Raw genomic sequence first — 22,591 nt, forward strand, 5'->3', positions numbered from 1 at the left:
ATTTCGAACACGTGATCAGGCCAGCCGAGTGATCTCCACGATTACGTCGAGATCGGTCGCCCCTTCCCCGGAATAGATGCCCTTCAGCGGCGACACGTCGCAGTAGTCGCGGCCCACACCCACGCTGACGTACTGCTCGGTGATGTCGGTGTCATTGGTGGGGTCATAGTTCCACCAGCCGCCGGTCCACGCCTGAATCCAGGCGTGGCTGCGGCCGTCCACGGTCTTGCCGATTTTCGCGTCCCGCTTCGGGTGCAGATAGCCCGACACATAGCGCGAGGGAATTCCCATGCTGCGCAACAGCATCAGCGTCAAGTGCGCGAAATCCTGGCACACCCCCTTGCCCTTTTGCAGCGCGTCCAGCCCCGAGGAGTGCACGCCGGTGGTGCCCGGCAAGTAGTCCAGCTCGCCGCGCGCCCAACGCGCGGCGGCGACCACAGCTTCGCGCGGCTCGTGGTTCTTGATGATCCGTTTGCCCACTGCCGCAACACGATCGCTCGCCGGGGTGTACGCGGTGGGGCGCAGCACCTCGTCGAACCGATCGATCACGGCCACCGACCGCAGATCGGTCCACGTCGCCCGCGTGGATGCCGGCTCGGGGCGCTCGGTCTCGACGACGGACGACGACGACACGGTCAGTTCGGTGTGTGGCGCATGCAAATCGAACACCGTGACGGCGGTACCCCAATAGTCGATGTAGCGGTAGGACCGGGTGGCCGGAATGGTTTCGACACGGTTGAGGATCACGTTCTGGCGGGTATTGGACCGCGGCGTCAGCCGGGCTTCGTTGTAGGACGCCGTCACTGGGGATCGGTAGGCATAGCCGGTGGTGTGCACCACCCGCACCCGCCACATCAGGCTTCCTCCGTGTTGGCGGCCAACCGGCCTTGATGGCCCGCATCCGACCACGCCACCCACGGCGCGGCATGAAAGTACTGCAACGCCAACGCATCTCCGACATCGCGGCAGGTTCTTTGCAGGCTGGCCAGGCGGCCGTCCAGCGACTCCAGCAACACGCCGGGCTGCACGAACTCCAGTTCGCTGCGGGCCTGCCCGAGCAGGCGCTGCGCCTCGGCGGTGGCCCCCACCCGGCTGTGCGGATTATGCAGCAACTCGTCGAGGTTGTGTTCGGCCAGCCGCAGCGAGTAGAAGACCGAACGCGGAAACAGCCGGTCGAGCATCATGAACTCGACCACGCGGCCCGCGTCCAGCACACCGCGGTAGGTGCGCAGGTAGGTGTCGTGCGCGCCGGCGGAGCGCAGCAGGGTCACCCACGCCGGTGACGACGCGCTGTCCCCCACCCGCGACAGCAACAGTCGCACGGTCATGTCGACGCGTTCGATGGCGCGGCCCAGCACCATGAAGCGGTACCCGTCGTCGCGGGAGAGCGTCGAATCGGCCAGGCCGGCGAACATCGCCGCGCGACCCTCGATGAAGGACAAAAACTCATGCGGCCCAAGACGTTTCGCAGCACGCTCACGTTCGGCGAGCGCGTTGTAGGTGGTGTTGAGGCACTCCCAGGTCTCGCTTGAGGTGACTTCCCGCGCCGACCGCGCGTTCTCCCGCGCCGCCGAGATCGAGGCGACGATGGAGCAGCCGCCTTGGGTGTCGGTGCTGAACGCCACCAGGTCGGTCAGCGACCAGACGTCCAGCTCGTGGTCCGGCGCCTGGATGCCGAGCACCCGCAGCAGCAGCCGGGAGGCCTGGTCGGGATCGACGCTGGAATCCTCGAGCAACTGGTGCACGGCCACATCGAGGATGCGGGCGGTGTCGTCGGCCCGCTCGACATAGCGACCGATCCAATACAGCGCTTCGGCGTTGCGGGCGAGCATCAGCGCCTCGCCCGCCGCTGCTGTTGCTGTTGCTGACCCTGTTGCTTTTGCTGGGGGCGCGGCTTCTGCTTTGGTGACTGCTTGGGCGCCGGTGCCGACCCGTCGCCATCCTCGCCGGGCAACGGCTTGGGCAGCGAGCGCACCACCTCGGCCGCGCCCAACTCGTGATTGACCGCCGAGGCGCGCGGCGCCAGCACCCAAGTGTCCTTGGAGCCGCCGCCCTGGCTGGAGTTGACCACGCGCGACCCTTCGACCAGGGCCACGCGGCTCAGGCCGCCCGGCAGCACCCAGATGCCGTCGCCGTCGTTGACTGCGAACGGCCGCAGGTCGACGTAGCGGGGGGCCAGGTTGTTCCCGATCTGGGTCGGCACGGTGGACAGCTCCATCATGGGCTGCGCGATCCAGCTCCGCGGGTCGTCGCGAATCTTCTTGCTGACCTCGGCGAGCTCTTTCGCGGAGGCCTCCGGACCGAAGACGATGCCGTACCCCCCGGAGCCCTCGACCGGCTTGAGGACCAGTTCGCGGACGCGGTCGAGCACCTCCTCGCGTTCGTCATCGAGCCAGCAGCGGTAGGTTTCGACGTTGGCCAGCAGCGGCTTTTCGCCCAGGTAGTACTCGATCATGGTGGGCACATAGGTGTAGATGAGTTTGTCGTCGCCGACGCCGTTGCCGATGGCGCTGGAGATCACCACGTTGCCGGCCCGGGCGGCGTTGACCAGACCGGCCACCCCGAGCACCGAGTCGGCGCGGAACTGCAGCGGGTCCAGGAACGCGTCGTCGATGCGGCGATAGATGACGTCGACCTGCCGCTCCCCCTCGGTGGTGCGCATGTACACCTGGTTGTCGCGGCAGAACAGGTCGCGGCCCTCGACCAGCTCGACACCCATCTGGCGGGCCAGCAGCGAGTGCTCGAAGTAGGCCGAGTTGTACACGCCCGGGGTCAGCACCACCACCGTCGGGTCCGCCTCGTTGGTGGCCGCGGAGTTGCGCAGCGCCCGCAGCAGGTGCGAGGAGTAGTCGTCGACCGCGCGCACCCGATGGGTGGCGAACAGGTTCGGGAAGACCCGCGCCATCGTCCGCCGGTTCTCCATGACGTAGGACACCCCGGACGGCGAGCGCAGGTTGTCCTCGAGCACCCGGAAGTCGCCGCGGTCGTCGCGGATCAGGTCAATGCCCGCGACGTGGATGCGCACCCCGTTGGGCGGGACGATGCCCACGGCCTGGCGGTGGAAATGCTCGCACGACGTGATCAGTCGGCGCGGGATCACGCCGTCGCGCAGGATCTCCTGATCCCCGTAGATGTCGTCGAGGTAGCGCTCGAGGGCGTTGACGCGCTGGGTGATGCCGCGCTCGAGCCGGTTCCATTCGGCCGCCGAGATCACCCGCGGCACCAGATCCAGCGGAAAGGGCCGTTCCTGGCCGGACAGCGAGAACGTGATGCCCTGGTCGATGAAGGCCCGGGCCAGCGCCTCGGCGCGGGCCTTGAGATCCGACGCGTCCGAGGGCGCGAGTTCGGCGTAGATGCCCTTGTACGGCCCGCGCACGTTGCCCTGGGAGTCGAACATCTCGTCGAACGCCAGGGAATAGACGTCATCCGACCGGTTGTACCCACCGAAAATGCGCTCGTAGCGAGCGCGCGAACGCCGCTTCGGTCTCTCGATCTGGTTTGCAACGCTCACGTCTGACATGCTCTCTCAACATTGACCGCACGGCAGACCGAGAGTTCCACTTTTGTGGGAAAACGTAACCGACTGCTAACCTGGACAGTCGCCAAGGCCCTCCGAGGCCCCCTGGCCGATCCGGATCCAGCCCCAGACCAACTAAGGAACTAACGCGTGGCCAACATCAAGTCGCAGCAGAAGCGCAATCGCACCAACGAGCGCGCCCGGCTGCGCAACAAGGCGGTGAAGTCCTCGCTGCGTACCGCGGTGCGCGCGTTCCGTGAGGCCGCCCACGCCGGCGAGAAGGAAAAGGCCGCCGAGTTGCTGGCCTCGACCACCCGCAAGCTGGACAAGGCGGCCAGCAAGGGCGTGATCCACAAGAACCAGGCGGCCAACAAGAAGTCGGCGCTGGCCAAGGCGTTCAACGGCCTGGGCTGACACCCCGGCCGGTCATCGGCTTCCCTCCCCCGCCAGCTCGGCGACCTTCCTGACCGCGGATTCCAGCGCATAGTCGGCGTCCGCGACGGCGCCCTTGACGTTGGCGTTGAGCGTCGCCACCACTTTCATCGCGGCGGCGACCGTTTCGCGTGACCAGCGCCGCGCCTGTTTCTGCGCCTTCTGCACCCGCCACGGCGGCATTCCCAGTTGCGAGGCCAGCCGGTAGGGGTCGCCGGACAGCGGCGCCACCCGGCCGATGGTGTGCACGGCCTCGGCCAGTGCGTCGGCCAACACCACCAGTGGCTCGCCGCGCATCATCGCCCACCGCAGGGCCTCGGCGGCTCCCGCGACGTCGCCGGTGACGGCCTTGTCGGCGATGTCGAATCCCTTGACCTCGGCTTTGCCGCTGTGATAGCGGCGCACGGCGGCCGCGTCCACCGCACCCGCGGTGTCGGCGGCCAATTGGGAACAGGCCGAGGCGAGTTCACGAACGTCGGAACCGACGGCGTCGAGCAGTGCCGTGACCGTCTCCTCGTCGGCCTTGACCCCCGATGCGCGAAACTCCTTGCGGATGAAGTCGATACGTTCGCTGACCTTGGTGAGCCGCGCACAGGGATGCACCGTGGCGCCCAGCTTTTGCAGGTCGCTGGCCAACGCCTTGGCTCGTCCACCGCCGGTGTGCACCACCACCAGCACCGTGCCCGGGGGCAGGTCGGCGGCCGCCGAGGCGACCAGCGCGGCGGCCTCCTTGCCCGCGTCGGCGGCGGCCTCCAGCACGACGACGCGCTCGTCGGCGAACAGCGACGGGCTCAACAGCTCGGCGAGCTCGTGGGTGCTGACGTCACCGGCCCGCATCCGGTTGACCGGAATCTCAGCGGTTCCCGCCGACTGCCGCACCGACCGCAGCACCTCCGCCACGGCCCGCTCGACCAGCAATTCCTCGTCTCCAAGCACCAGGTGCAGCCGCGCAGCATCGCTCACCCCACGATGGTGTCATGGCGGGGCGACGAGTCGTCGCGGGCCAGACTGGTGACTCTCGCGGGGCAGACTGACGGCATGACGTCGCGCGATCCGCCCGGTGTTCAGTTCGAGCAGCAGCGCCACCAGCTTTTCGGATATCGGATGCTGGCTTCGGCGGTGGAGCCGAGGAGGTGGTTCAGGATGCGTTCCTGCGGCTGCATCGGGTCGGTGCGGACGCGGCCCGCCAGTTGTCACATTCGGGGCCTCGCTCGGGTCTCTTCTCGTAGAGCGGAGGTGCGGATCGATGGGTGAACTGATCGCGGTGACCGGTGGCACGGGACTGCTTGGGCGCACGGTGGTCGCGCGGCTGGCCGAGATGGGAACGCCGGTGCGGCTGCTTAGCCGCCGCCCGAAGCCGACATCCTCACCGGGCGTGCAGTGGGCGACGGTCGACCTGGACACCGGCGGCGGGCTTGACGCGGCGCTGGCCGGAGCGAGCGGGATCGTGCACTGTGCGACCGCGATGCGAGGGGCCAGGGACGCGGTGCATGCTCAGACGCTGGCCGCCGCCGCGCGGCGGGCGGGCTGCCCGCATGTCGTCTATGTCTCGATTGTGGGGATCGACCGGATAGCCCTCAGCTACTACCGAGACAAGCTGGCGGCCGAAGACGTGTTCGCACGATCCGGTCTGCCGTACACGATCCTGCGTGCCACCCAGTTCCACGATTTGGTGCGGGAAATGCTGGCGGCGGCGGCCACCATGCCGCTCATGCTGGTGCCGGGATGTTCCTTTCAACCGGTCGATGTGCGCGATGTCGCCGAGCGACTGGTCGAATTGGCCATGGGTGAACCGGCGGGTCGAGCGGCGGATATGGGTGGGCCGCAAGTGCTTTCGGCACGCGAGCTGGCCCGCACCTACCTCGAGATCACGGGTCGGCGACGGCTGGTCGCCACGGTGCGGGTGCCGGGCCGCGTCGGCCGCGGGTTGCGGGCCGGTGCCAATCTGGTGCCCGAGCAGCGGGCCGGGGCAATCACGTTCGAGGCCTACCTCGCCGCGTGCCGCAAACCTGGCGGCCTGTCCTATCGGGGACAACTCTCATGAGCGCACGGCGCTGGCTGCGGGCGGGTTTGGTCCTGCTGGCCGTCAGTTACGGTCTGGGCGGTGTGGTGCAGTTGTTCCTGCCCAAGGTGTTCTTCGACCACGGTCCCTGGGTGGCGCGGCTGCCGCCCTACAACGAACACCTCATGACCGATATCGGCGCGCTGACATTGGCGACGGTGCTGGTGCTGGTGGTGGCCGCCGTCAGCATGCAGGTCCTGCTCGTGCGCACCGCCCTGGCCGCCTGCCTGATGTTCGGCGTGCCCCATTTCGTCTTCCACGCCACGCATTTGACGCATTTTCCGCCGGCCGACGCGGCGGGTCAGGCCGTCGTCCTAGGCATCGGTATCGTGCTTCCCCTTGCGCTACTTGCCCTTTCGGCCCGGCGAGATGCCTGGCGATGAGCACCGGGGCATGTCCCCGCCCGAAGCCCGCACCAGTGTCCTGGGCTGCCACCACTAGTCCCGACAGCGACCAGGCCAGCAGGCTGGTGGCACCGACCACGGCGGCCAGTCCCGTCGCGGCGCGAAACCACCGCCATCGGCACAGCACCACCACGAGCAGCGCGGTGGCACCGACCAGCACGACGCCCGGCAGGCCGGCCGGCACGGCCACCGTCGCGCCGGGCATCCCGGCCGCCCAGTGCGCCACCCGCAACACCCACCAGAGCTCGGGCCCGGTGAACCGGATCAACAACTGCGCCACGGCCGGCCACAGCAGACACACCACCGCCGCCGCGCTGCCCAACACGGTGATCGGCGCGATCACCGCGGCCACCGCGAGATTGGCGAGCGCGCCGACCAAGCTGACCCGACCCGAGATGCCGGCGACCAGCGGAACGGTCACCACGTGCGCCGCCCAGGCCACGGCGAGCGCATCCGCCAACGGCTTGGGCCAGCCGCGCCCGACCAGGCGCCGTGACCAGACCGGCGCGACGACGATCAGCGCGGCCGTCGCCAACACCGACAGCGCGAACCCCACATCGACAGCCAGTTGCGGCGCGGTGGCCATCAACACCAACACGGTGGCGGCCAGAGCCGGGATCGCTTGCCGCCGCCGCGACGACACGATCCCGGCCAACGCGATGGCACCCATCACGGCCGCCCGCAGCACGCTGGCCGTCGGCTGGACCACGATGACAAAGCCCACCAGAGCCGACGCGGCCAGCGGCACGGCCAGCCGAGGGCCCAGCAGCCGGGCGGACAACAGCACCGCGCCGCACACGATGGTGACGTTGGCGCCCGACACCGCGGTCAAGTGCGTCAGGCCGGCGGCGCGAAAGTCGCGGCCGGTTGCGGCGGTCACCGCCGAGGTGTCGCCCAGAACCAAGGCGGGCAACATCGCGGCCTGATCGGGCGGCAACACGCCACGAACCGCGGCGACGAACCGGCTACGGACGCCCTGGGCGGCCCGCTGCACCGCGCTTGCCCGGCCAACGGTCGGCCGGCCCGTCATGTTGAGCACCGCGACCGTCAGGTCGTGGCGGGTCGGGCGGCTGATCCGCGCGGTGAATCGCATCGGCCGGCCGACCATGATCGCGCCGTCCTGCGAATCGAAGTCCGATGCCCGCGCGAAAACGACTACCCGCCCGGAGCTTTCGTCGTCACGCAGCGCCTGCAGGGTGGCCCGAAACATCACCCGGCCGCGCCCCAGCGACAACGCGGTCTCGCTGGGCGAGACCGTCACCGGAACGGCCGCCCCGAACGCCGCGGTGATCGGATGGTGGCTCACGGCATCGGCGCGCAGCGCGACCGCGAGCCCGAACCCCGCGCCCACCACACCGATGGCCACCAGTCCGGCGCAGATCGACCGAAGCCGCGCGCCGCGACCGTGCCGGCGCGCCGCGCGCCACAGCACCACGCCCGAGACCGCGGCCAGCGTGCAGCAGCACAACGCGCACACCCGACCGACCGGCCACACCGCGCCGGCGGCCGTCACCATCCAACTGGTGAGCGCGGCCGGCACCAGGCGCAGATCAAGGGACGCGCCGGTCTCAGACACGCACCAGTGCGCGCAGCTTGTCCAGGCGAGCCGGGCCGATGCCGTCGACGTCGGCGAGCTGATCGACGCTGGTGAACCTGCCGTGGGCCTGCCGCCACGCCACGATGGCGGTCGCCGTGACCGGACCGACTCCGGGCAGCGCGTCCAGCTGCTCGACGGTCGCGGTGTTCAGGTCGACCACTTCCCCGCCCTTGGGCTTTGTCGATCCCGGCGCCGGGCCAGACCCGGGCGGGCTGCCGGATGCCGGCGCCGAGCCCGAGCTCACCGAGCTGCCCAGCACCGCCGGCTGTCCCGAAACGGGCGCGAGCCCGACCACGATCTGCTCGCCGTCGCCGACCGGGCGGGCCATATTCAGCCCGATGGTGTCCGCACCGTCCACCGCACCGCCCGCCGCCTGCACCGCGTCGGCGATCCGGGCGCCGGGCGACAGGGTGACCAGCCCGGGGGCGTGCACCAGCCCGACCACGCTGACCACCACGGGTCGATCCGGGCTGGCCGGCTGCCCGGGACTCGACGATGACCTGGGGCTTGCCGACGCGGCCCGCTCCACCGGAGGGAGCTTGGCCGACCTCACCGGCGCCGGCCGGTCGCGCACCAGGGTCAACACCGTGATCAGCACCGCCAGTGCGGCGATTGCCGCCAAGGCGACGGCCCCGGCGCGGCCCGGATCGGCACGCACCCTGGCGAGCCAACCGCCGCGCTGGGACGCGTCCGGAAGCCAGCGCGGCAACAGCGAGTTCTGGTCCTCGTCGGCCGCCGAGCCCTGTTCTAGGTCCGGTTCTGTGTCCGGATCTGTGTCCGGGGTGTCCGGGTCGGCATCCAGCCGTCGATGCAGTCGCTCGGCGGGCAGTTCTGTTCGCATGCGCCGACGGTAGGTCGCAGACCCGTCAGGGCGGCCGCCGCCGGCGGCGGCGCGGCGGCGGGCTGTGGATCGATTCGAACCTGTGGATAGACCCGGTTGGCGTGCGGCGGCGGCAGCAGCTTAACGTGCAGGAGAACCGCGAGACTTAGCAAAACACCTCCCCAGGACAAGGAGGCTGCCATGCAATTGGCACTCACAGCAGACGAAGCCGCATTCCGCGACGAGCTTCGCAGCTTCTACACCACCAAGATTCCCGAAGACATCCGCCAGCGGGTGCGTCACGCCTCGTCGCTGACCAAGGACGAGGTCGTCACGACGCAGCGAATTTTGAACGAACACGGCCTGGCGGTGCCGAACTGGCCGATCGAATGGGGCGGCAAGGACTGGACACCCACCCAGCACCAGATCTGGTCCGACGAGATGCAATTGGCGTGTGTGCCCGAGCCGCTGAACTTCAACACCAAGATGGTCGGCCCGGTAATCGCCGAGTTCGGCTCGCAGGAGGTCAAGGAGCGATTCCTGCCGGCGACGGCCAACCTCGACATCTGGTGGTGCCAGGGGTTCTCCGAGCCGGAGGCCGGCTCCGACCTGGCGTCACTACGCACCACCGCGGTCCGTGACGGCGACGAGTACGTCGTCAACGGCCAGAAGACCTGGACGACGCTGGCGCAGTGGGCGGACTGGATCTTCTGTCTGGTGCGCACCGACCCGCAGGCGCCCAAGCGCCAGGCCGGGATTTCGTTTCTGCTCTTCGACATGAAGACCCCGGGCATCACGCTGCGGCCGATCAAGACGATCGACGGCGGCGCGGAGATCAACGAGTTGTTCTTCTCCGATGTTCGCGTGCCCGCCAATCAGCTTGTCGGACAAGAGAATCAGGGTTGGACGTACGCTAAATTCCTGCTCGGCAACGAGCGCACCGGCATCGCCGGGGTGGGACGGACCAAGGTGCGCCTCGCCGAGGTGAAAAAGCAGGCCGCGGAGACCGGGATCCTCGACGACCCGCTGTTCGCGGCCCGGCTCGCCGAGGCCGAAAACGAGCTGCTGGCATTGGAACTCACGCAGGCCCGGGTGGTCTCCGATTCCTCGGGCGGCGAGGCCAACCCGGCGTCGTCGGTGCTCAAGCTGCGCGGGAGTCAGTTGCAGCAGGTGGCCACCGAATTGTTGGTCGAGGTGGCCGGGCCGGACGCGTTGCCCGCCGACGGGGACGACATTGCGTCCCCGGACTGGGCACAGAGCAGCGCACCGCGCTATCTCAACTGGCGCAAGGCGTCGATTTACGGCGGCAGCAGCGAAGTGCAACGCAACATCATCGCGTCCACCATTTTGGGATTGTGAGGCAGCCATGGACTTTCAGTTGAGCGACGAGCAGACCCTGCTCCGCGACACCACTCGCGACCTGCTGTCACGCAGCTACGACCCGGAAAGCCGCATCAAGGTGATCGGCTCCGATCTCGGCTGGAGCCGCGAGGTTTGGAGCCAGCTCGCCGATACCGGCATTCTCGGTCTCGGATTCGATCAGGACGAGTCGGGTCAGCTCGAGATCGCGCTGGTGCTCACCGAGGTTGGCCGCCGGTTGGCGCCCGAGCCGATCCTGCACGCCGCGCTTGCGCCCGGCGCGCTGATCGCCCAACTGGGCACCGATGAGCAGAAACAACTTCTCGACGATGTCGCGGCCGGCCAGCATCTGCTGGCCTTCGCGCATCTGGAGCCGGGCCACCGCAAGCCGACCGCGGAAACCTCCACTCGAGCTGCGCGGCAAGGCGATTCGTGGACGCTGACCGGACGCAAGAATCCGGTTTTGGCCGGCGACAGCGCCGAAACCCTGGTCGTCAGCGCCGCGTTGCCCGACGGTGGCACCGGGTTGTTCCTGGTGGACGCCGCCCAGACAAACGCTGTGAGCCGGCGCGGCTACCGAACGTTCGACGGCCAGCGCGGCGCCCAGATCGACCTGGATTCCGCCCCCGCCCAACCCCTCGGCGATGCGGTCGATGCGACCGGGCACATCCGCGACGCGCTCATCCGCGTGCAGTCGGCGTTGTGCTCCGAGGCGGTCGGGGCCATGGAGGAAGCCCTGCGCCTGACCACCGATTACCTCAAGACCCGCAAGCAGTTTGGCGTCACCCTGAGCAAGTTCCAGGCGCTCACCCAGCGGGCCGCCGACATGTACGTCTCGCTGGAATTGGCCCGCAGCATGAGCCTTTACGCCGCGATGTCGATCGCCGACGGCAACCTCGACCCGATGATCGCGTCGCGGGCAAAGCTGCAGATCGGCCGCTCGGGCCGGCACATCGCGCAGGAGTCGATCCAGATGCACGGCGGGATCGGTGTGACCGCGGAATATCCCGTCAGCCACTACGCGGCCAGGCTCACCGCGATCGAGAACACCCTGGGCACCTCGGGCGACCACCTGCACAACCTGATCGAGCACATCGGCGACTACGAGCTAGTTCGCATCTAGTTCGGCCTCGCATACGCACCGGCAACGAAGGCTTGCCGGATTCGACATCGGCGACCGATCACACCGGCTCGGGTGCGGCGGCGGCTTCCGCGTTGTCGGACCGCGCGCCCTGCTGCGAAACCATTTCCGGCAACTGGCCGGCCAGATACTCGGCCAGGCCCCCGATCGTCGGATAGTCGAACACCGCGGTGGCGCTGATCGTGAACGCCCCGCCGAACTGGCTGTGTAACCGGTTGCGGAGTTCGACCGCCATCAGCGAATCCGTCCCCAGGTCCAAGAACCGACTGCTTGCCGCGGGCGGTTGCGCAAGCCGCAGGAAGCCCTGCACTTCGCGCTGCAGGAATTCGGTCAGGAAACGGGCGCGCTGCGCCGCGGGCACCTCCTGGAGCTGCTTGAGCAACTCACTGTCGCCGGTCGCGTCGCCGACCGCGCTGGGCAAAACGAGGTCGAGGATCGGCGGACGAGTGCTGCCCAGCATCTTGGCGGCACGCTGCCAGTTGGCCTTGAGCACGGTGGCCTGCCCGGCTCCGTTGGCGACCACCTCTCCGAGCGCGTTCAGCGCGGCCGTCGGTTCCAGCGGAATGAGGCCTTGCGCACCGATATTGGCGAGTGCGGCCTCCGAGGAGGCCATGCCGCCCTGAGCCCAGGGACCGAAGTTGATCCCGGTTGCCGGCAAACCGCGCGCCTTTCGTTCCGCAACCAGCCCGTCGAGCAGCGCGTTGGCCGTCGAGTAGTTGGCCTGGCCGGGGGAACCGAGCAAGCTGGACACCGAAGACGAGACGATGAAGAACTCGAGGTCGTCGTTCCGCGTCAACCGGTCCAAGTGACAGGCACCGAACGCCTTGGGCGCCAACGTCGTACGGAATCGGTCCGGGGTCTGCTGGGACAACAGCGCGTCGTCGAGGACGCCCGCCAAATGCACCACTCCGCCCAGCGGCGGCAACTCCGCGCGGATCCGCTCCAGCAGCCTTTCCGCCTGCGACTCGTCGCCGACATCGGCCGCGAAGCTGTGGATTCGGCACCGGTAGCGCTCGGTGATGTCCTCGATTGTCCGTCGCGCAACGGCATCGGGCGAGCGCCGGCTGGTCAGCACAATGTCACCCGCACCGAGCTGCGCCAGATAGGCGGCCGTGTGCAGACCGATCGCACCGAGCCCACCGGTGATCAGATAGCTCCGATCGCCGCGCGGCTGCAGTGGGTCCGGCATCTGCAGCACGATCTTCCCGATGTGCCGCGCTTGCTGCATGCGACGAAACGCCGTCTTCGCCTCGGTCAGCGGATAAATCTCGACGGGCAGTGGCGTCCACTCCCCGGTGGCCAACCCGTCGGACACCTCATCGAGCAACCCACGGATGCGGTCGGGGTCGAGCATGCTCGTCATGTCCAATGCGACGATCTCGTAGGCGATGTCGGGACGGACGGCCGCCATCTGCTCGCGCGTCCAGATGTCTCGCTTGGCGATCTCGACGAACCGGCCGTTGCGCGCGGTGGCGCGCACGGTCGCCTCGATGAAGCCTTCGTTGGTGAGGCTGTTCAGCACGACGTCGACGCCGGCGCCGTCGGTGTCGGCGAGGATCTGGTCGGCGAAATCCGTAGTGCGCGAATCGTAGACGTACTCCACACCGAGCTTGTGTAGCGTCGCGCGCTTGTAGGTGCTGGCGGTGGCGAAGACGGTGGCACCATGCTGATGTGCCATCTGGATGGCGGCCAATCCCACGCCACCGCTGGCGGCGTGAATGAGAACCCGATCACCGGGCCGTAGCTGCGCCCAGTCGAACGCGAGCCGAGTGGTGAGTGCCGCGGCGGGAATGGTGGCCGCCGCGACCGCGCTCAGCCCGTCGGGCAGCGGCGCCAGCAACTGGACGGGCACATTGAACCGGCTGGCGAACGCGCCCTGCATGAAGCCGTACACGCGCTGGCCGACCTCGAATCCGGTAACGCCCGGACCCAGTTGGGTGACGACGCCGGCGAAGTCCCCGCCGAGCGGGCCCGGATCGCCCGGGTAGAGGCCCAGCACATTGAGCACCTCCCGGAAGTTCAACCCGCCGGCCTGCACCCGGACCTGCACCAGGCCCTCGGCCGGCGGCGCCACCTCCGCCTCGAGGAGACGCAGGTTGTCGATCGCGCCGCGTTCGGTGGGCATCAGGACGTAATCGGTGGCGCGCGGCACCGTGAGATGGCCACCGCGCGCCCATGGCAGTAGCCGCGACGCCAGGAGCTTCCCTTGCCGCAGTGCGACTTCGGGTTCCTCGAGGGGTGCGCCCAGCAGGCCGGCCAGCGAGTGCACGGCCTGCTCGGATCCGTCGCAATCGACCAGCCGGCAGCGCAGGGCCGGTTCCTCGTTGACGATGGTGCGCCCGAGTCCCCACAGGGCGGCCTGGACCGGGTCGACCGGCTCGCCGGATTCGGTCGCTATGGCGCGTTCGGTGATGATCCACAGGCCGTCGGGAAGTTTGACCGACGCCGCGTCATCGACGGCCTGCAGGGTGTGCACCGCGCCGAGCAGATGGCCGATTTCGGCTTCCAGCCGCGCGGCGGATTCGGCGCTCGACTCGTCTACAGCCGGACCGCAGCTGCGCCAGACGATCCCGGTGAAGGGGTTGCCGCTTTCGTGAGCCTGTGCCAACAGCTGTCCCAGATTCACCGAAGGTGAGGCCCGGTCGAAAGCGACACCGCCCGGCAGTTCGGTCGCCAGTTCGTCGAATCCCGCGACCAGCCAAGCACTGCTTGGCTTTTCGGCGTCGTCGATATCATCGCTCGACGGCACGGGCGGCAGCTCGTGCCAGCCGAGGGTATAGAGCAGCCGGGTGGCATCGCCACCGAGCCCGCGCAACAACGCTTCCCGCGGCGCGCGTTTGACCGTGAATTCGGTGATTCCGCCCAGCCGGCGGCCATCCCGATCGACGAAATCGATGTCGAAGACCTGCGTTTCGCTGTCGAGGGCGCTGGCCCGCCACCGACCGTGGGCATAAAATCGCCGAGGAATCTTCTCCCGCAGCTCCACCTGCTTGTACCGCAACGGCAGCAAGAGATCGTTCATGCCCTGTTCCATCGCGGTAAGCGCGGGGAAGGCCGGGAAGACGATCCCGGTGCACAGATCGAGCAGCACCGGGTGCATCGGCTCGGTTCCGAGGTGTTCGGCTAGTTCGTCGCCGACGCTGAGATCGCCGACCGACTCGTGCTCGCCGACCCACAACGACTTCAGGGATGTGGCCCAGGTTGGGCCCCAAGCCAACTCGTTTTCGGCCATGGTCTCGAACAACTCCTGCGGGCGGCGGCGCTCGGACCGCTCGATCGCCGCTTCGATCGAGTCCGCGGGATCCGCCGCCGGCGCCGCCTCGGCAGTGACATCGGCGACACCGGACACGACGGTGCCGTCCGCGTTCAGCGCCCATGCGGCATCAGCAACGCCGTACGGTCGGCTATGCACCTGGAACTTCCAGCCGCCACCCTCCGGAAGCGGATGCAGAGACAGCTGCACCTCTCGAGAGGCCTTGTCGGGCAGGATGATCGGCTCGTAGAAATAGACGTTTTGCACGCGACCCGGGGCCCCGACGGCGGCCAGCGCCATCATCGCATACGTCGCACCCGGAACGACAACGGTGCCATAGATGACGTGATCGGAAAGCCACGGCTGGGACTTGACCGACAACCGACTGGTGTAGACGGAGTCGCCGGAGGCGAGTTCTTTTGCGCTGCCCAGGATTCCGGATACGGATACGCCTTGACCATCGATGCCGGCGATTCCGGAAGTCTTGGGCCAGAAGCGACGACGCTGGAAGGGATAGGTGGGCAGCTCGAGTCTGCGGCGAGACTGACGGTGCAGCGCGGCCAGCGTGGGCCGATGGCCGCTGACGTACGTCGCGGCCAGGGCCTCGGCGATCTGGCGCCGGTCCCCGACGCCCTTGCGCAGGGACACGATCGCACGCGGCGCGGGCAGGTGTTCCGGCCAGACCTGCACCGCGGCCCCGGTCAGCACCGGTTGCGGACCGATCTCCATCAACACCGAGCAACCCAGCGCCGCCACGGTGCGTACGCTTTCGGCGAACTGCACCGGCTGGCGGGAATGCCGCCGCCAATATTGCGCGTCCAGTGGGGTTTCCGGCGTGAGCACGGTGCCGGTGCGGTTGCAGACCAGCGGCAACCGTGGCGCGGCGTATTGCAACTGCGTTGCGTAAGACTCGAATTCACCGAGGACCGGCTCCAGCAACTCCGAGTGGAAGGCGTGGCTGGTCTCTAGCCAGCTGCACCGGATCCCGTCGCTGCCACACGTGCCGAAGATCTGTTCTAAGTCGGCGCCGGGACCGGACAACACCGTGTTGGGTCCGTTGTAGGCGGCGACCGACACCCGGGGGAACTGGCCGGCGATCTCCTCGACATACTTGGCGTCGGCGAACACCGCGACCATGCGCCCACCGTCGGGCAGGCTGCCAAACAACCTGCCGCGCTCGGCCATCAGCCGCGCCCCGTCCTCGATGCTGAAGACCCCCGCCAGACAGGCCGCCGCGTATTGGCCGACGCTGTGCCCCAGTACGACGTCGGGCTGGACGCCCCACGACTGCCACAGCCGGGCCAAGCCCATTTCCACGGCGAACAGCGCAGGTTGCGCAAACGACGTGTACCGTAACGTCTCTCCGGCTTCACCACCGCGTTCGGTGGCGAACAGCACCTCGAGCAACGGGCGGGACAAGATCGGATCGACGGCGTCCGCACAGCGCGTCAGCGTTTCCGCGAAAACCGGCTCTGCGTCGAACAATTCGCGCGCCATTCCCGGGTACTGGCTGCCTTGCCCGGTGAATAACCACGCCGTTGTCGGGCGGTCCGTGCATTCGCCACGCACCACGCCCGGTCGCATCCGGTTCTCGGCCAGGTCGGCCAGCGCCTCGCGGGCCCCCTGAACCGAATCCACCACCAGCGCGGCCCGGTATTCGAAATGCGAACGCCCGGACCAAGCCGTGAAGCACACGTCGGCGACGTCAATCTTGGGGTGGGCGTTCAACCATTCCCCATATCGCTCCGCCAATGCCACCAGCGCCTGTGGTGACCGTGCGGACAGCGGGAGTACGCCGACCAACTCATCCGGAGCGTCGCACTCCGCGGCCGCACCCATTTGACCGGCGCCCGTCGAGTATTCGTCGGCGGTCGCCGCCGGCTGCGGGGCCTCCTCGATCAGCACGTGCGCGTTTGTGCCGGTGAAACCGAAGGAACTGACGCCGGCGCGGCGCGGCCTGCCGTTGGTTTGCCACGGAATCGGCCTGTCCACAACCCGCACCGGCAGCGAGTCCCACGGGATGTGCGGCGAGGGTGTCTCGAAATGCAGGCTGGGCGGCAGCATCTCGTGTTGCAGCGACAACACGACCTTGATCAGCCCGGCGACGCCCGACGCGGACTCCAGGTGGCCGATGTTCGTTTTCACCGACCCGATCAACAGCGGCCGGTCCGCGTCGCGAGCGCCACCATAGACGGCGCCGGCGGCCTGCACCTCGATCGGGTCACCCAGCGAGGTGCCCGTCCCGTGCGCCTCGAGGTAGTCAATGTCACCGCCGGTGAGGCCGGCGCGCGCCAGTGCCGTGGCGATAAGCCGTTGCTGCGCACCCCCATTGGGCACCGTCAGACCGCTGGAGGCGCCGTCTTGGTTCACCGCGCTGGCCGGGATGACCGCGCAAATCCGATCGCCGTCGCGGGTCGCATCGCTCAGCCTCTTGAGCACCAGAATCCCGCAGCCCTCGCTGCGCACATAGCCGTCGGCGGAGGCGTCGAAGGTCTTGCATCGCCCCACCGGGGACAGCATCCTGGCGCGCGAAGCGGCGATGATCGATACCGGACTCAGCAAGACATTCACACCACCGGCCAACGCCAAATCGCAGTCACCGGAATGCAATGCCTGGCAGGCCTGATGGACGGCCACCAACGACGAGCTGCACGCGGTATCCACCGCCACCGCCGGACCTTCTAGCCCGAGCGCAAAGGCCACCCGGCCCGACACGGCATTGAGCGCATTGCCGGTGATGAAGTGGGGCTCGATCTTCTCGACCGAGTCGGCCGACAACAGGTGCGAATACTCATTGGTGCCGACCCCGACAAAGATGCCGCTTCGGGTGCCGCGCAATGCGGAGGGCGCGTAGCCGGCCCTTTCCAGGCCCTCCCACACCGTTTCCAGCATCAGCCGCTGCTGGGGATCGATCCAAACGGCCTCGCGCGGTGAAATCCCGAAGAATTCCGGGTCGAATCCGTCGATTTCGTCGAGGAATCCGCCGAAGCGGCTGTAGATCTTGCCCGGAGTCTCCGGATCCGGGTCGTAAAACTCGTCGACGTCGAATCGGTCCTCCGGGATCTCCCGGATCGCATCGACACCGCCGTGCAACATCTCCCAGAACGCGTCCGGATCCGGCGCTCCGGGAAAACGGCACGCGACCGACACGATCGCGATCGGCTCGTCGGTGCCCCCGGGCGCCGGCGAACGCACCGCCGAAGCGAGCGGGGTCCCTTCAGACACCCGATCGCCGAGCCCGAGGACGTCGTCGAGCAGGTAATCCACCACGTCGGAAAGCCGCGGATAGTCCATTGCCAGGGTCGCCGGCACCTCCGCGCCCACGGCCGCCTCGATGCGGCGCCGCAATTCGATGGCCATCAGCGAATCCATGCCGAGATCGAAGAATCCGGCGTCCGCACGGATCTCCGCGGCATCGACCCGCGTCACCTCCGACACCGCGCCGCGCAAATGATCCGCGAGAATTTTCCGACGCTGCCGCACCGGCGCCTGGGTGAGCTGCTCGACCAGTTGTGTCTTCCCGGACGGCCCAGACACTGACGGTGCCGACTCGGGCACCTCGCGCTCCAACTCGGCCATGAACGACCGCCGCCCCGCCTGTTGGTAGAGGGGCAGGAAGCGGGTCCAGTCGATGCGGGCCACCACCCCTTGCCCGGACGAATCCGCCAGCAGATCGGCCAGTCCCGCCAGTGCGTCGACGGGCGACAAGGCCCGGATCCCGCGCTGCGCCAGCCGCGAACGCGCCTCCTCGTTGGCCATGCCCGCCGACCAGGGACCGAAATTGACGCTGACCCCCGACACGCCGCGCTCACGCAGCCGCCAGGCCAGCCCGTCGAGGAAGGCGTTGGCCGCGCCGTAGGCGCTCTGACCGAACCCACCCCACACCGACGCGATCGAGGACGTGCTGAGGAAGAAATCGAGTTGCAGATCCGCCGTGGCCTCGCTCAAATGCCAAGCACCCCAAACCTTCCCGGCGAACACGCGGTCCAGTTCGGCTTGAGCTTCCGGGTCACGGGAACGCAGCGGGCTGGTACCGACCTCGCCCGCGGCATGGACGATGCCGGCCAGCGGCGGCAGTTCGGCCTTGATCGTGGCTAACAGGCGGGCGACGTCGTGCGCATCGGCGACATCGGCTGCGGCAACCCGGACTTCGCAGCCGCGCTGTCCGCGCAGCGCGTCGATCCGCGCTTGCGCGGCGGCGCTGGGCGAGCGCCGGCTGGTCAGCACCAGGTGGCGGGCGCCGTGCGCGGCCAGGTATCCGGCGATTTCCAGTCCGAGCGCCCCCAGTCCCCCGGTCACCAGATACGTTGCGTCGGCGCGCAATGCCAACGGTGTGGCGCCCGGCTGCCCGACCCGGCGCGCCAGCCGGGGAACGTAGACCGCGTCACCACGCAGCGCGACTTGGTCTTCCCTGATGTCGCCGTCGCGCGATGCCGCGATCTGGTTGATCAACCGAAACCATTCGTCGGCGGTGCCCTCAGCGAGATCGGCCAGTCCGCCCCACAGTTGAGGATGTTCCAGCGAGGCGGCACGACCAAAGCCCCAAAGGCAGCTCTGATCCGGTGACACCATGTCGGTGTCGGTGATTCGTTGCGCGCCACGGGTTATCAGCCAAATGGGTCGACGCAGTTCGGCGGCCACCGCGGCGCGGAAGAGCCGCCGTGCCCCGCCCAAGACTCGCTGTTGCATCCGCTCGAGCGAGCGCATCGATGGTGCGGTGTCGCTACCGAGGGCGTCGACGTGCAAGATACGTAGCGTCGGTTCGTCCGCCACCGCGGCGCGCAGCGCGATCTCGAGACGTTCCTCGTCGGTGTCCGACGTTGGCAATCCGAGAATCCGATGCCGGTGCCCGCGTGCGGTCAGCGCGGCGGCGAGCGGCCGGACTACCTCGCCGTCATCGCCGAAAAGCAGCCACGCGGATCCCTCGTCGGCGTCCGAGCTCCCCCTAGCGGTGGATTTCGCCCAGCGGATCTCGTAACGGTCCTCCGCGATCGATTGCGTCTTGCGTTGCTGATTATGTTGTGCGGCAAGTCTTGTCAGCACGTCTAGGGTCCGCTCATTGACGCTGTCGCCGTCGAGGAGCGCGGCGAGTTCCTCGATCCGGCCGTCGTCGAGAAGCCGCACGGCGTCGGTGTGCAGGCGACTAGTGCGCTGGCTGGGCCCGACGCGGTTTTCATGGAACCAGTACTGACGGTGCTCGAACGGATAGGTCGGCAGATCGAGCTTTCGCGCGGGTCCGACGACGGCGGCGAAGTCGGGCAGGTGGCCGCTGACGTACGCGTCGGCGAGGGCTTCGGTGATCTGGCGGTGATCGGCATTGTTGCGACGCAACGACGCGATCGCCCGCGGTGCAGAGGCCGGGTCGGGCCACGCCCGCAGTGCTGCCGCGGTGAGCACCGGTTGCGGGCCGATCTCTAGCAACACTTTGCAATCCAGATCGGCAAGGGTGCGCACGCTCTTGGCGAATTCCACCGGTTGGCGCGCGTGCCGACGCCAGTACGACCCGTCGAGTCTCGCGCTGGCACCGAGCGCAGCACCGGTGCGATTGCACACTAAAATCTGTTGCGGCGGGCCGAAATTGAACCGGTTCGCGAACGATTCGAATTCGTCGAGGATCGGATCCAGCAGCGCCGAGTGAAACGCGTGGCTGGTGTCCAGCCAGTCACACCGAACGCCATCGGCCGTCAACCGGACCACCGCCTGATCCAGATCCTGCGCGGGTCCCGACAGCACGGTGTTAGCGCCGTTGTAGGCGGCAACCGACAGACTCGGGAACTCGTCGGTGAGGGCCTCGACGCGCTCGGCCGCGGTAAACACCGCGACCATCCGGCCACCTGCGGGCAAACCGCCAAACAGGCGACCGCGCTCGGCCATCAGCAGAGCTCCGTCTTCGAGGCCGAACACGCCCGCCACGCAGGCGGCCGAATACTGGCCGACGCTGTGGCCCAGCACCACGTCGGGTTCGAAGCCCCATGATTGCCAGAGCCGGGCCAGGCCCATCTCCACCGCGAACAGCGCGGGCTGTGCGTAGGCGGTCTGCCGCAGCGTCTCTTCGGCGTCGGGGCTATCCGTATCGAAAATGACGTCCAGCAAAGGCTTTTCGAGGACGTCGGCGAGCACGCCCGCGCAGCGGGTCAGTGTTTCGGCGAACACCGGCTCGGTGTCGAACAGCTCCCGAGCCATGCCCGCGTACTGGCTGCCCTGGCCGGTGAACAGCCACGCCGTCTTCGGGGCTTCGTCGGACACGCCGCGCGCCAGACCAGGTGTCGGGCGATCGTCGGCAAGCGCGCCGAGCAAGTCACGGGCGGATTCCGTCGAATTCACCACCAGCGCGGCCCGGTGCTCAAGGTGTGCTCGCCCCACGCCGGCGGTGAAGCACAGGTCCGCCAGGGTGGCCTCCGGGTGCTCGCTCAACCAGGTGCGGTACTGATCGGCGATCGTGATCAGCGCGGCGGGCGTGCGCGCCGACAGGGCAAGCACGCTGAACCGTGCGTCCGCGGCCGGTGCCGCGGCGGCCCGCACCGCTTGGTCCGGGGCCTCTTCGAGCACGACGTGCGCGTTGGTCCCGGAGAACCCGAACGAACTGACGCCCGCAATGCGGGGCCGACCGTTTGCCTCCCAGGGGGTGGGTTCCTGGACAACCCGCACCGCGAGCTGATCCCACGGAATGTGCGGCGACGGAGTGCGAAAGTGCAAGTGCTGCGGCAGTAATCGATGCTCGAGCGAGAGGACCACCTTGAGCACGCCCGCGATCCCCGCGGCGGCTTCGAGGTGCCCGATATTCGTCTTCACCGAGCCCATCAACAGCGGCCGGTTGGCGTCGCGCCCCGCGCCGAACACCGTCGCTGCGGCCTGAGCCTCGATCGGGTCGCCCAGCGAGGTGCCGGTGCCGTGCGCTTCCAGGTATCCGACGTCGCCGGGCGCGACGTCGGCGCATTGCAGCGCAGCGGCGATAACCTTTTGCTGGGCAACGCCATTCGGCACCGTCAAGCCGCCCGATGCGCCGTCCTGGTTAACGGCGCTACCCCGGATCACCGCTCGAATCCGGTCGCCGTCGCGGATCGCGTCCGCCAGCCGCTTCACGACGATCACACCGCAACCCTCGCCGCGCACGTAGCCGTCCGCGGCCGCATCAAAGGTCTTGCACCGCCCGTCGGGGGCGAGCATGTGCGCCCGGGAGAACGTGATCATCGTCGCCGGGGTGAGCAGCATGTTCACGCCGCCGGCCAGCGCCAGATCGCATTCGCCCAGACGCAGCGCCTGGCACGCTTGATGGATTGCCACCAGCGACGAGCTGCACGCGGTGTCGACGGCGACCGCTGGGCCCTGCAGCCCCAGCCGATAGCTGATCCGGCCCGCGGCCGCGGCGGACGAGGTCCCGCTCGCCAGATACGCTTCGATCTCGGCGTACGTCAGCTCATCCGACGCCATTCCCAGGTAGTCATGGGTGGACAAACCCATGAATACGCCGGTGTTGCTGTTCGCCAAAGCCGTTGGCGCGGTACCCGAATGCTCGACCGCCCGCCAGGCCGTCTCGAGCAAGATCCGGTGCTGCGGGTCCATCGACCTGACCTCGCGTGCCGACATCCCGAAAAACGGTGCGTCGAACCCCGTTACGTCATCGACGAGGCCGGCCCGTCGGGTCACCATCTTCCCGGGAGCGTCGGGATCCGCGTCAAAGAACTCGTCGGCGTCCCAGCGGTCCGGCGGCACCTCCGACACCGCGTCTCGGCCTTCGGCCAGTACCTGCCAGAATTCGTCCGCGTCCGCGGCGCCCGGAAAACGCGCCGCGTACCCGACGATCGCGAACCCCGCCGAACCCGAAGCCGGCTCCATCAGGCTTTCGACGGATGCCATGCTGTTGTCCTCCCTCGCCTCGGCCGGTGAAGATTCGATCCGCGGCAGGCCCGCCTTGCGACGCCGGGGTTAAGCCAACTCCGAACCAGGTCAGAGGCCGTTGACTGCGCACCGCCACGACGAGACGTGGCGAACTCCCCCCGGTGTAT

The 22,591-nt window shown here is 68.3% G+C and carries 10 protein-coding genes and 1 pseudogene; 4 read left to right on the top strand and 7 right to left on the bottom strand.

Annotation, left to right across the window (positions count from 1 at the left end; genetic code table 11):
* Positions 1-15: 15 nt before the first annotated feature.
* The 3 genes from G6N66_RS17745 to G6N66_RS17755 are packed head-to-tail and all read right to left on the bottom strand — an operon-like array spanning position 16 to position 3,520.
* Positions 16-855, bottom strand: a complete 840-nt coding sequence (locus tag G6N66_RS17745; RefSeq protein ID WP_085233725.1) for a transglutaminase family protein — start codon at positions 853-855, stop codon at positions 16-18.
* On the bottom strand, positions 855-1,832 hold the full coding sequence (locus tag G6N66_RS17750) for an alpha-E domain-containing protein (RefSeq protein ID WP_085233724.1): 978 nt from the start codon (positions 1,830-1,832) through the stop codon (positions 855-857). The genes G6N66_RS17745 and G6N66_RS17750 overlap by 1 nt, the downstream gene beginning before the upstream one ends.
* Positions 1,832-3,520 (bottom strand): circularly permuted type 2 ATP-grasp protein, encoded by a 1,689-nt coding sequence (locus G6N66_RS17755; RefSeq protein ID WP_085233723.1) that lies wholly within the window; start codon positions 3,518-3,520, stop codon positions 1,832-1,834. Before G6N66_RS17755 ends, G6N66_RS17750 begins: the two co-directional genes overlap by 1 nt.
* A 147-nt stretch (positions 3,521-3,667) precedes the next feature.
* On the opposite strand from G6N66_RS17755, the gene rpsT reads away from it, so the two are divergent.
* A complete protein-coding gene (gene rpsT, locus G6N66_RS17760) occupies positions 3,668-3,931 on the top strand; it encodes a 30S ribosomal protein S20 (protein WP_085233722.1) in 264 nt (87 codons plus the stop codon).
* Positions 3,932-3,943: 12 nt separating this feature from the next.
* On the opposite strand, the gene holA is transcribed toward rpsT, so the two are convergent.
* Positions 3,944-4,894 carry a DNA polymerase III subunit delta gene (holA, locus tag G6N66_RS17765; RefSeq protein WP_139825281.1) on the bottom strand — a complete coding sequence of 317 codons (951 nt, stop codon included), beginning with the start codon at positions 4,892-4,894 and terminating at the stop codon, positions 3,944-3,946.
* A gap of 301 nt (positions 4,895-5,195) precedes the next feature.
* Here holA and G6N66_RS17770 point away from each other — a divergent pair, with 301 nt between their 5' ends.
* The gene (locus tag G6N66_RS17770; protein ID WP_085233719.1) at positions 5,196-5,993 is read left to right on the top strand and encodes an SDR family oxidoreductase; all 798 of its coding nucleotides are present in this window, start codon (positions 5,196-5,198) and stop codon (positions 5,991-5,993) included.
* Between the two features lie 453 nt (positions 5,994-6,446).
* Here the strand turns inward: G6N66_RS17770 and G6N66_RS17775 are convergent.
* Positions 6,447-7,931 (bottom strand): annotated as a pseudogene (locus G6N66_RS17775) (ComEC/Rec2 family competence protein); the annotation flags it as partial.
* Between the two features lie 52 nt (positions 7,932-7,983).
* Positions 7,984-8,853: a ComEA family DNA-binding protein gene (locus G6N66_RS17780; protein WP_085233718.1), complete on the bottom strand. Its 870-nt coding sequence runs from the start codon at positions 8,851-8,853 to the stop codon at positions 7,984-7,986.
* Positions 8,854-9,033: 180 nt separating this feature from the next.
* Between G6N66_RS17780 and G6N66_RS17785 the strand changes: the two genes are divergently transcribed.
* The gene (locus G6N66_RS17785) at positions 9,034-10,191 is read left to right on the top strand and encodes an acyl-CoA dehydrogenase family protein (protein ID WP_085233717.1); all 1,158 of its coding nucleotides are present in this window, start codon (positions 9,034-9,036) and stop codon (positions 10,189-10,191) included.
* A 7-nt stretch (positions 10,192-10,198) separates the two neighbouring features.
* Positions 10,199-11,314, top strand: a complete 1,116-nt coding sequence (locus G6N66_RS17790; RefSeq protein WP_085233716.1) for an acyl-CoA dehydrogenase family protein — start codon at positions 10,199-10,201, stop codon at positions 11,312-11,314.
* 58 nt (positions 11,315-11,372) lie between these two features.
* On the opposite strand, the gene G6N66_RS17795 is transcribed toward G6N66_RS17790, so the two are convergent.
* Positions 11,373-22,442 carry a type I polyketide synthase gene (locus tag G6N66_RS17795; protein WP_085233715.1) on the bottom strand — a complete coding sequence of 3,690 codons (11,070 nt, stop codon included), beginning with the start codon at positions 22,440-22,442 and terminating at the stop codon, positions 11,373-11,375.
* Between the last annotated feature and the right edge of the window lie 149 nt (positions 22,443-22,591).

Origin of the sequence: Mycobacterium conspicuum (assembly GCF_010730195.1) — a bacterium.
Lineage (GTDB): Bacteria > Actinomycetota > Actinomycetes > Mycobacteriales > Mycobacteriaceae > Mycobacterium > Mycobacterium conspicuum.

Excerpts from the sequence above, each read along its gene's own strand:
- G6N66_RS17780 (WP_085233718.1), bottom strand. The coding sequence starts at position 8,853 with ATGCGAACAGAACTGCCCGCCGAGCGACTGCATCGACGGCTGGATGCC.
- G6N66_RS17750 (WP_085233724.1), bottom strand. The coding sequence starts at position 1,832 with ATGCTCGCCCGCAACGCCGAAGCGCTGTATTGGATCGGTCGCTATGTC.
- G6N66_RS17755 (WP_085233723.1), bottom strand. The coding sequence starts at position 3,520 with ATGTCAGACGTGAGCGTTGCAAACCAGATCGAGAGACCGAAGCGGCGT.
- G6N66_RS17745 (WP_085233725.1), bottom strand. The coding sequence starts at position 855 with ATGTGGCGGGTGCGGGTGGTGCACACCACCGGCTATGCCTACCGATCC.
- G6N66_RS17790 (WP_085233716.1), top strand. The coding sequence starts at position 10,199 with ATGGACTTTCAGTTGAGCGACGAGCAGACCCTGCTCCGCGACACCACT.
- G6N66_RS17795 (WP_085233715.1), bottom strand. The coding sequence starts at position 22,442 with ATGGCATCCGTCGAAAGCCTGATGGAGCCGGCTTCGGGTTCGGCGGGG.
- G6N66_RS17770 (WP_085233719.1), top strand. The coding sequence starts at position 5,196 with ATGGGTGAACTGATCGCGGTGACCGGTGGCACGGGACTGCTTGGGCGC.
- G6N66_RS17785 (WP_085233717.1), top strand. The coding sequence starts at position 9,034 with ATGCAATTGGCACTCACAGCAGACGAAGCCGCATTCCGCGACGAGCTT.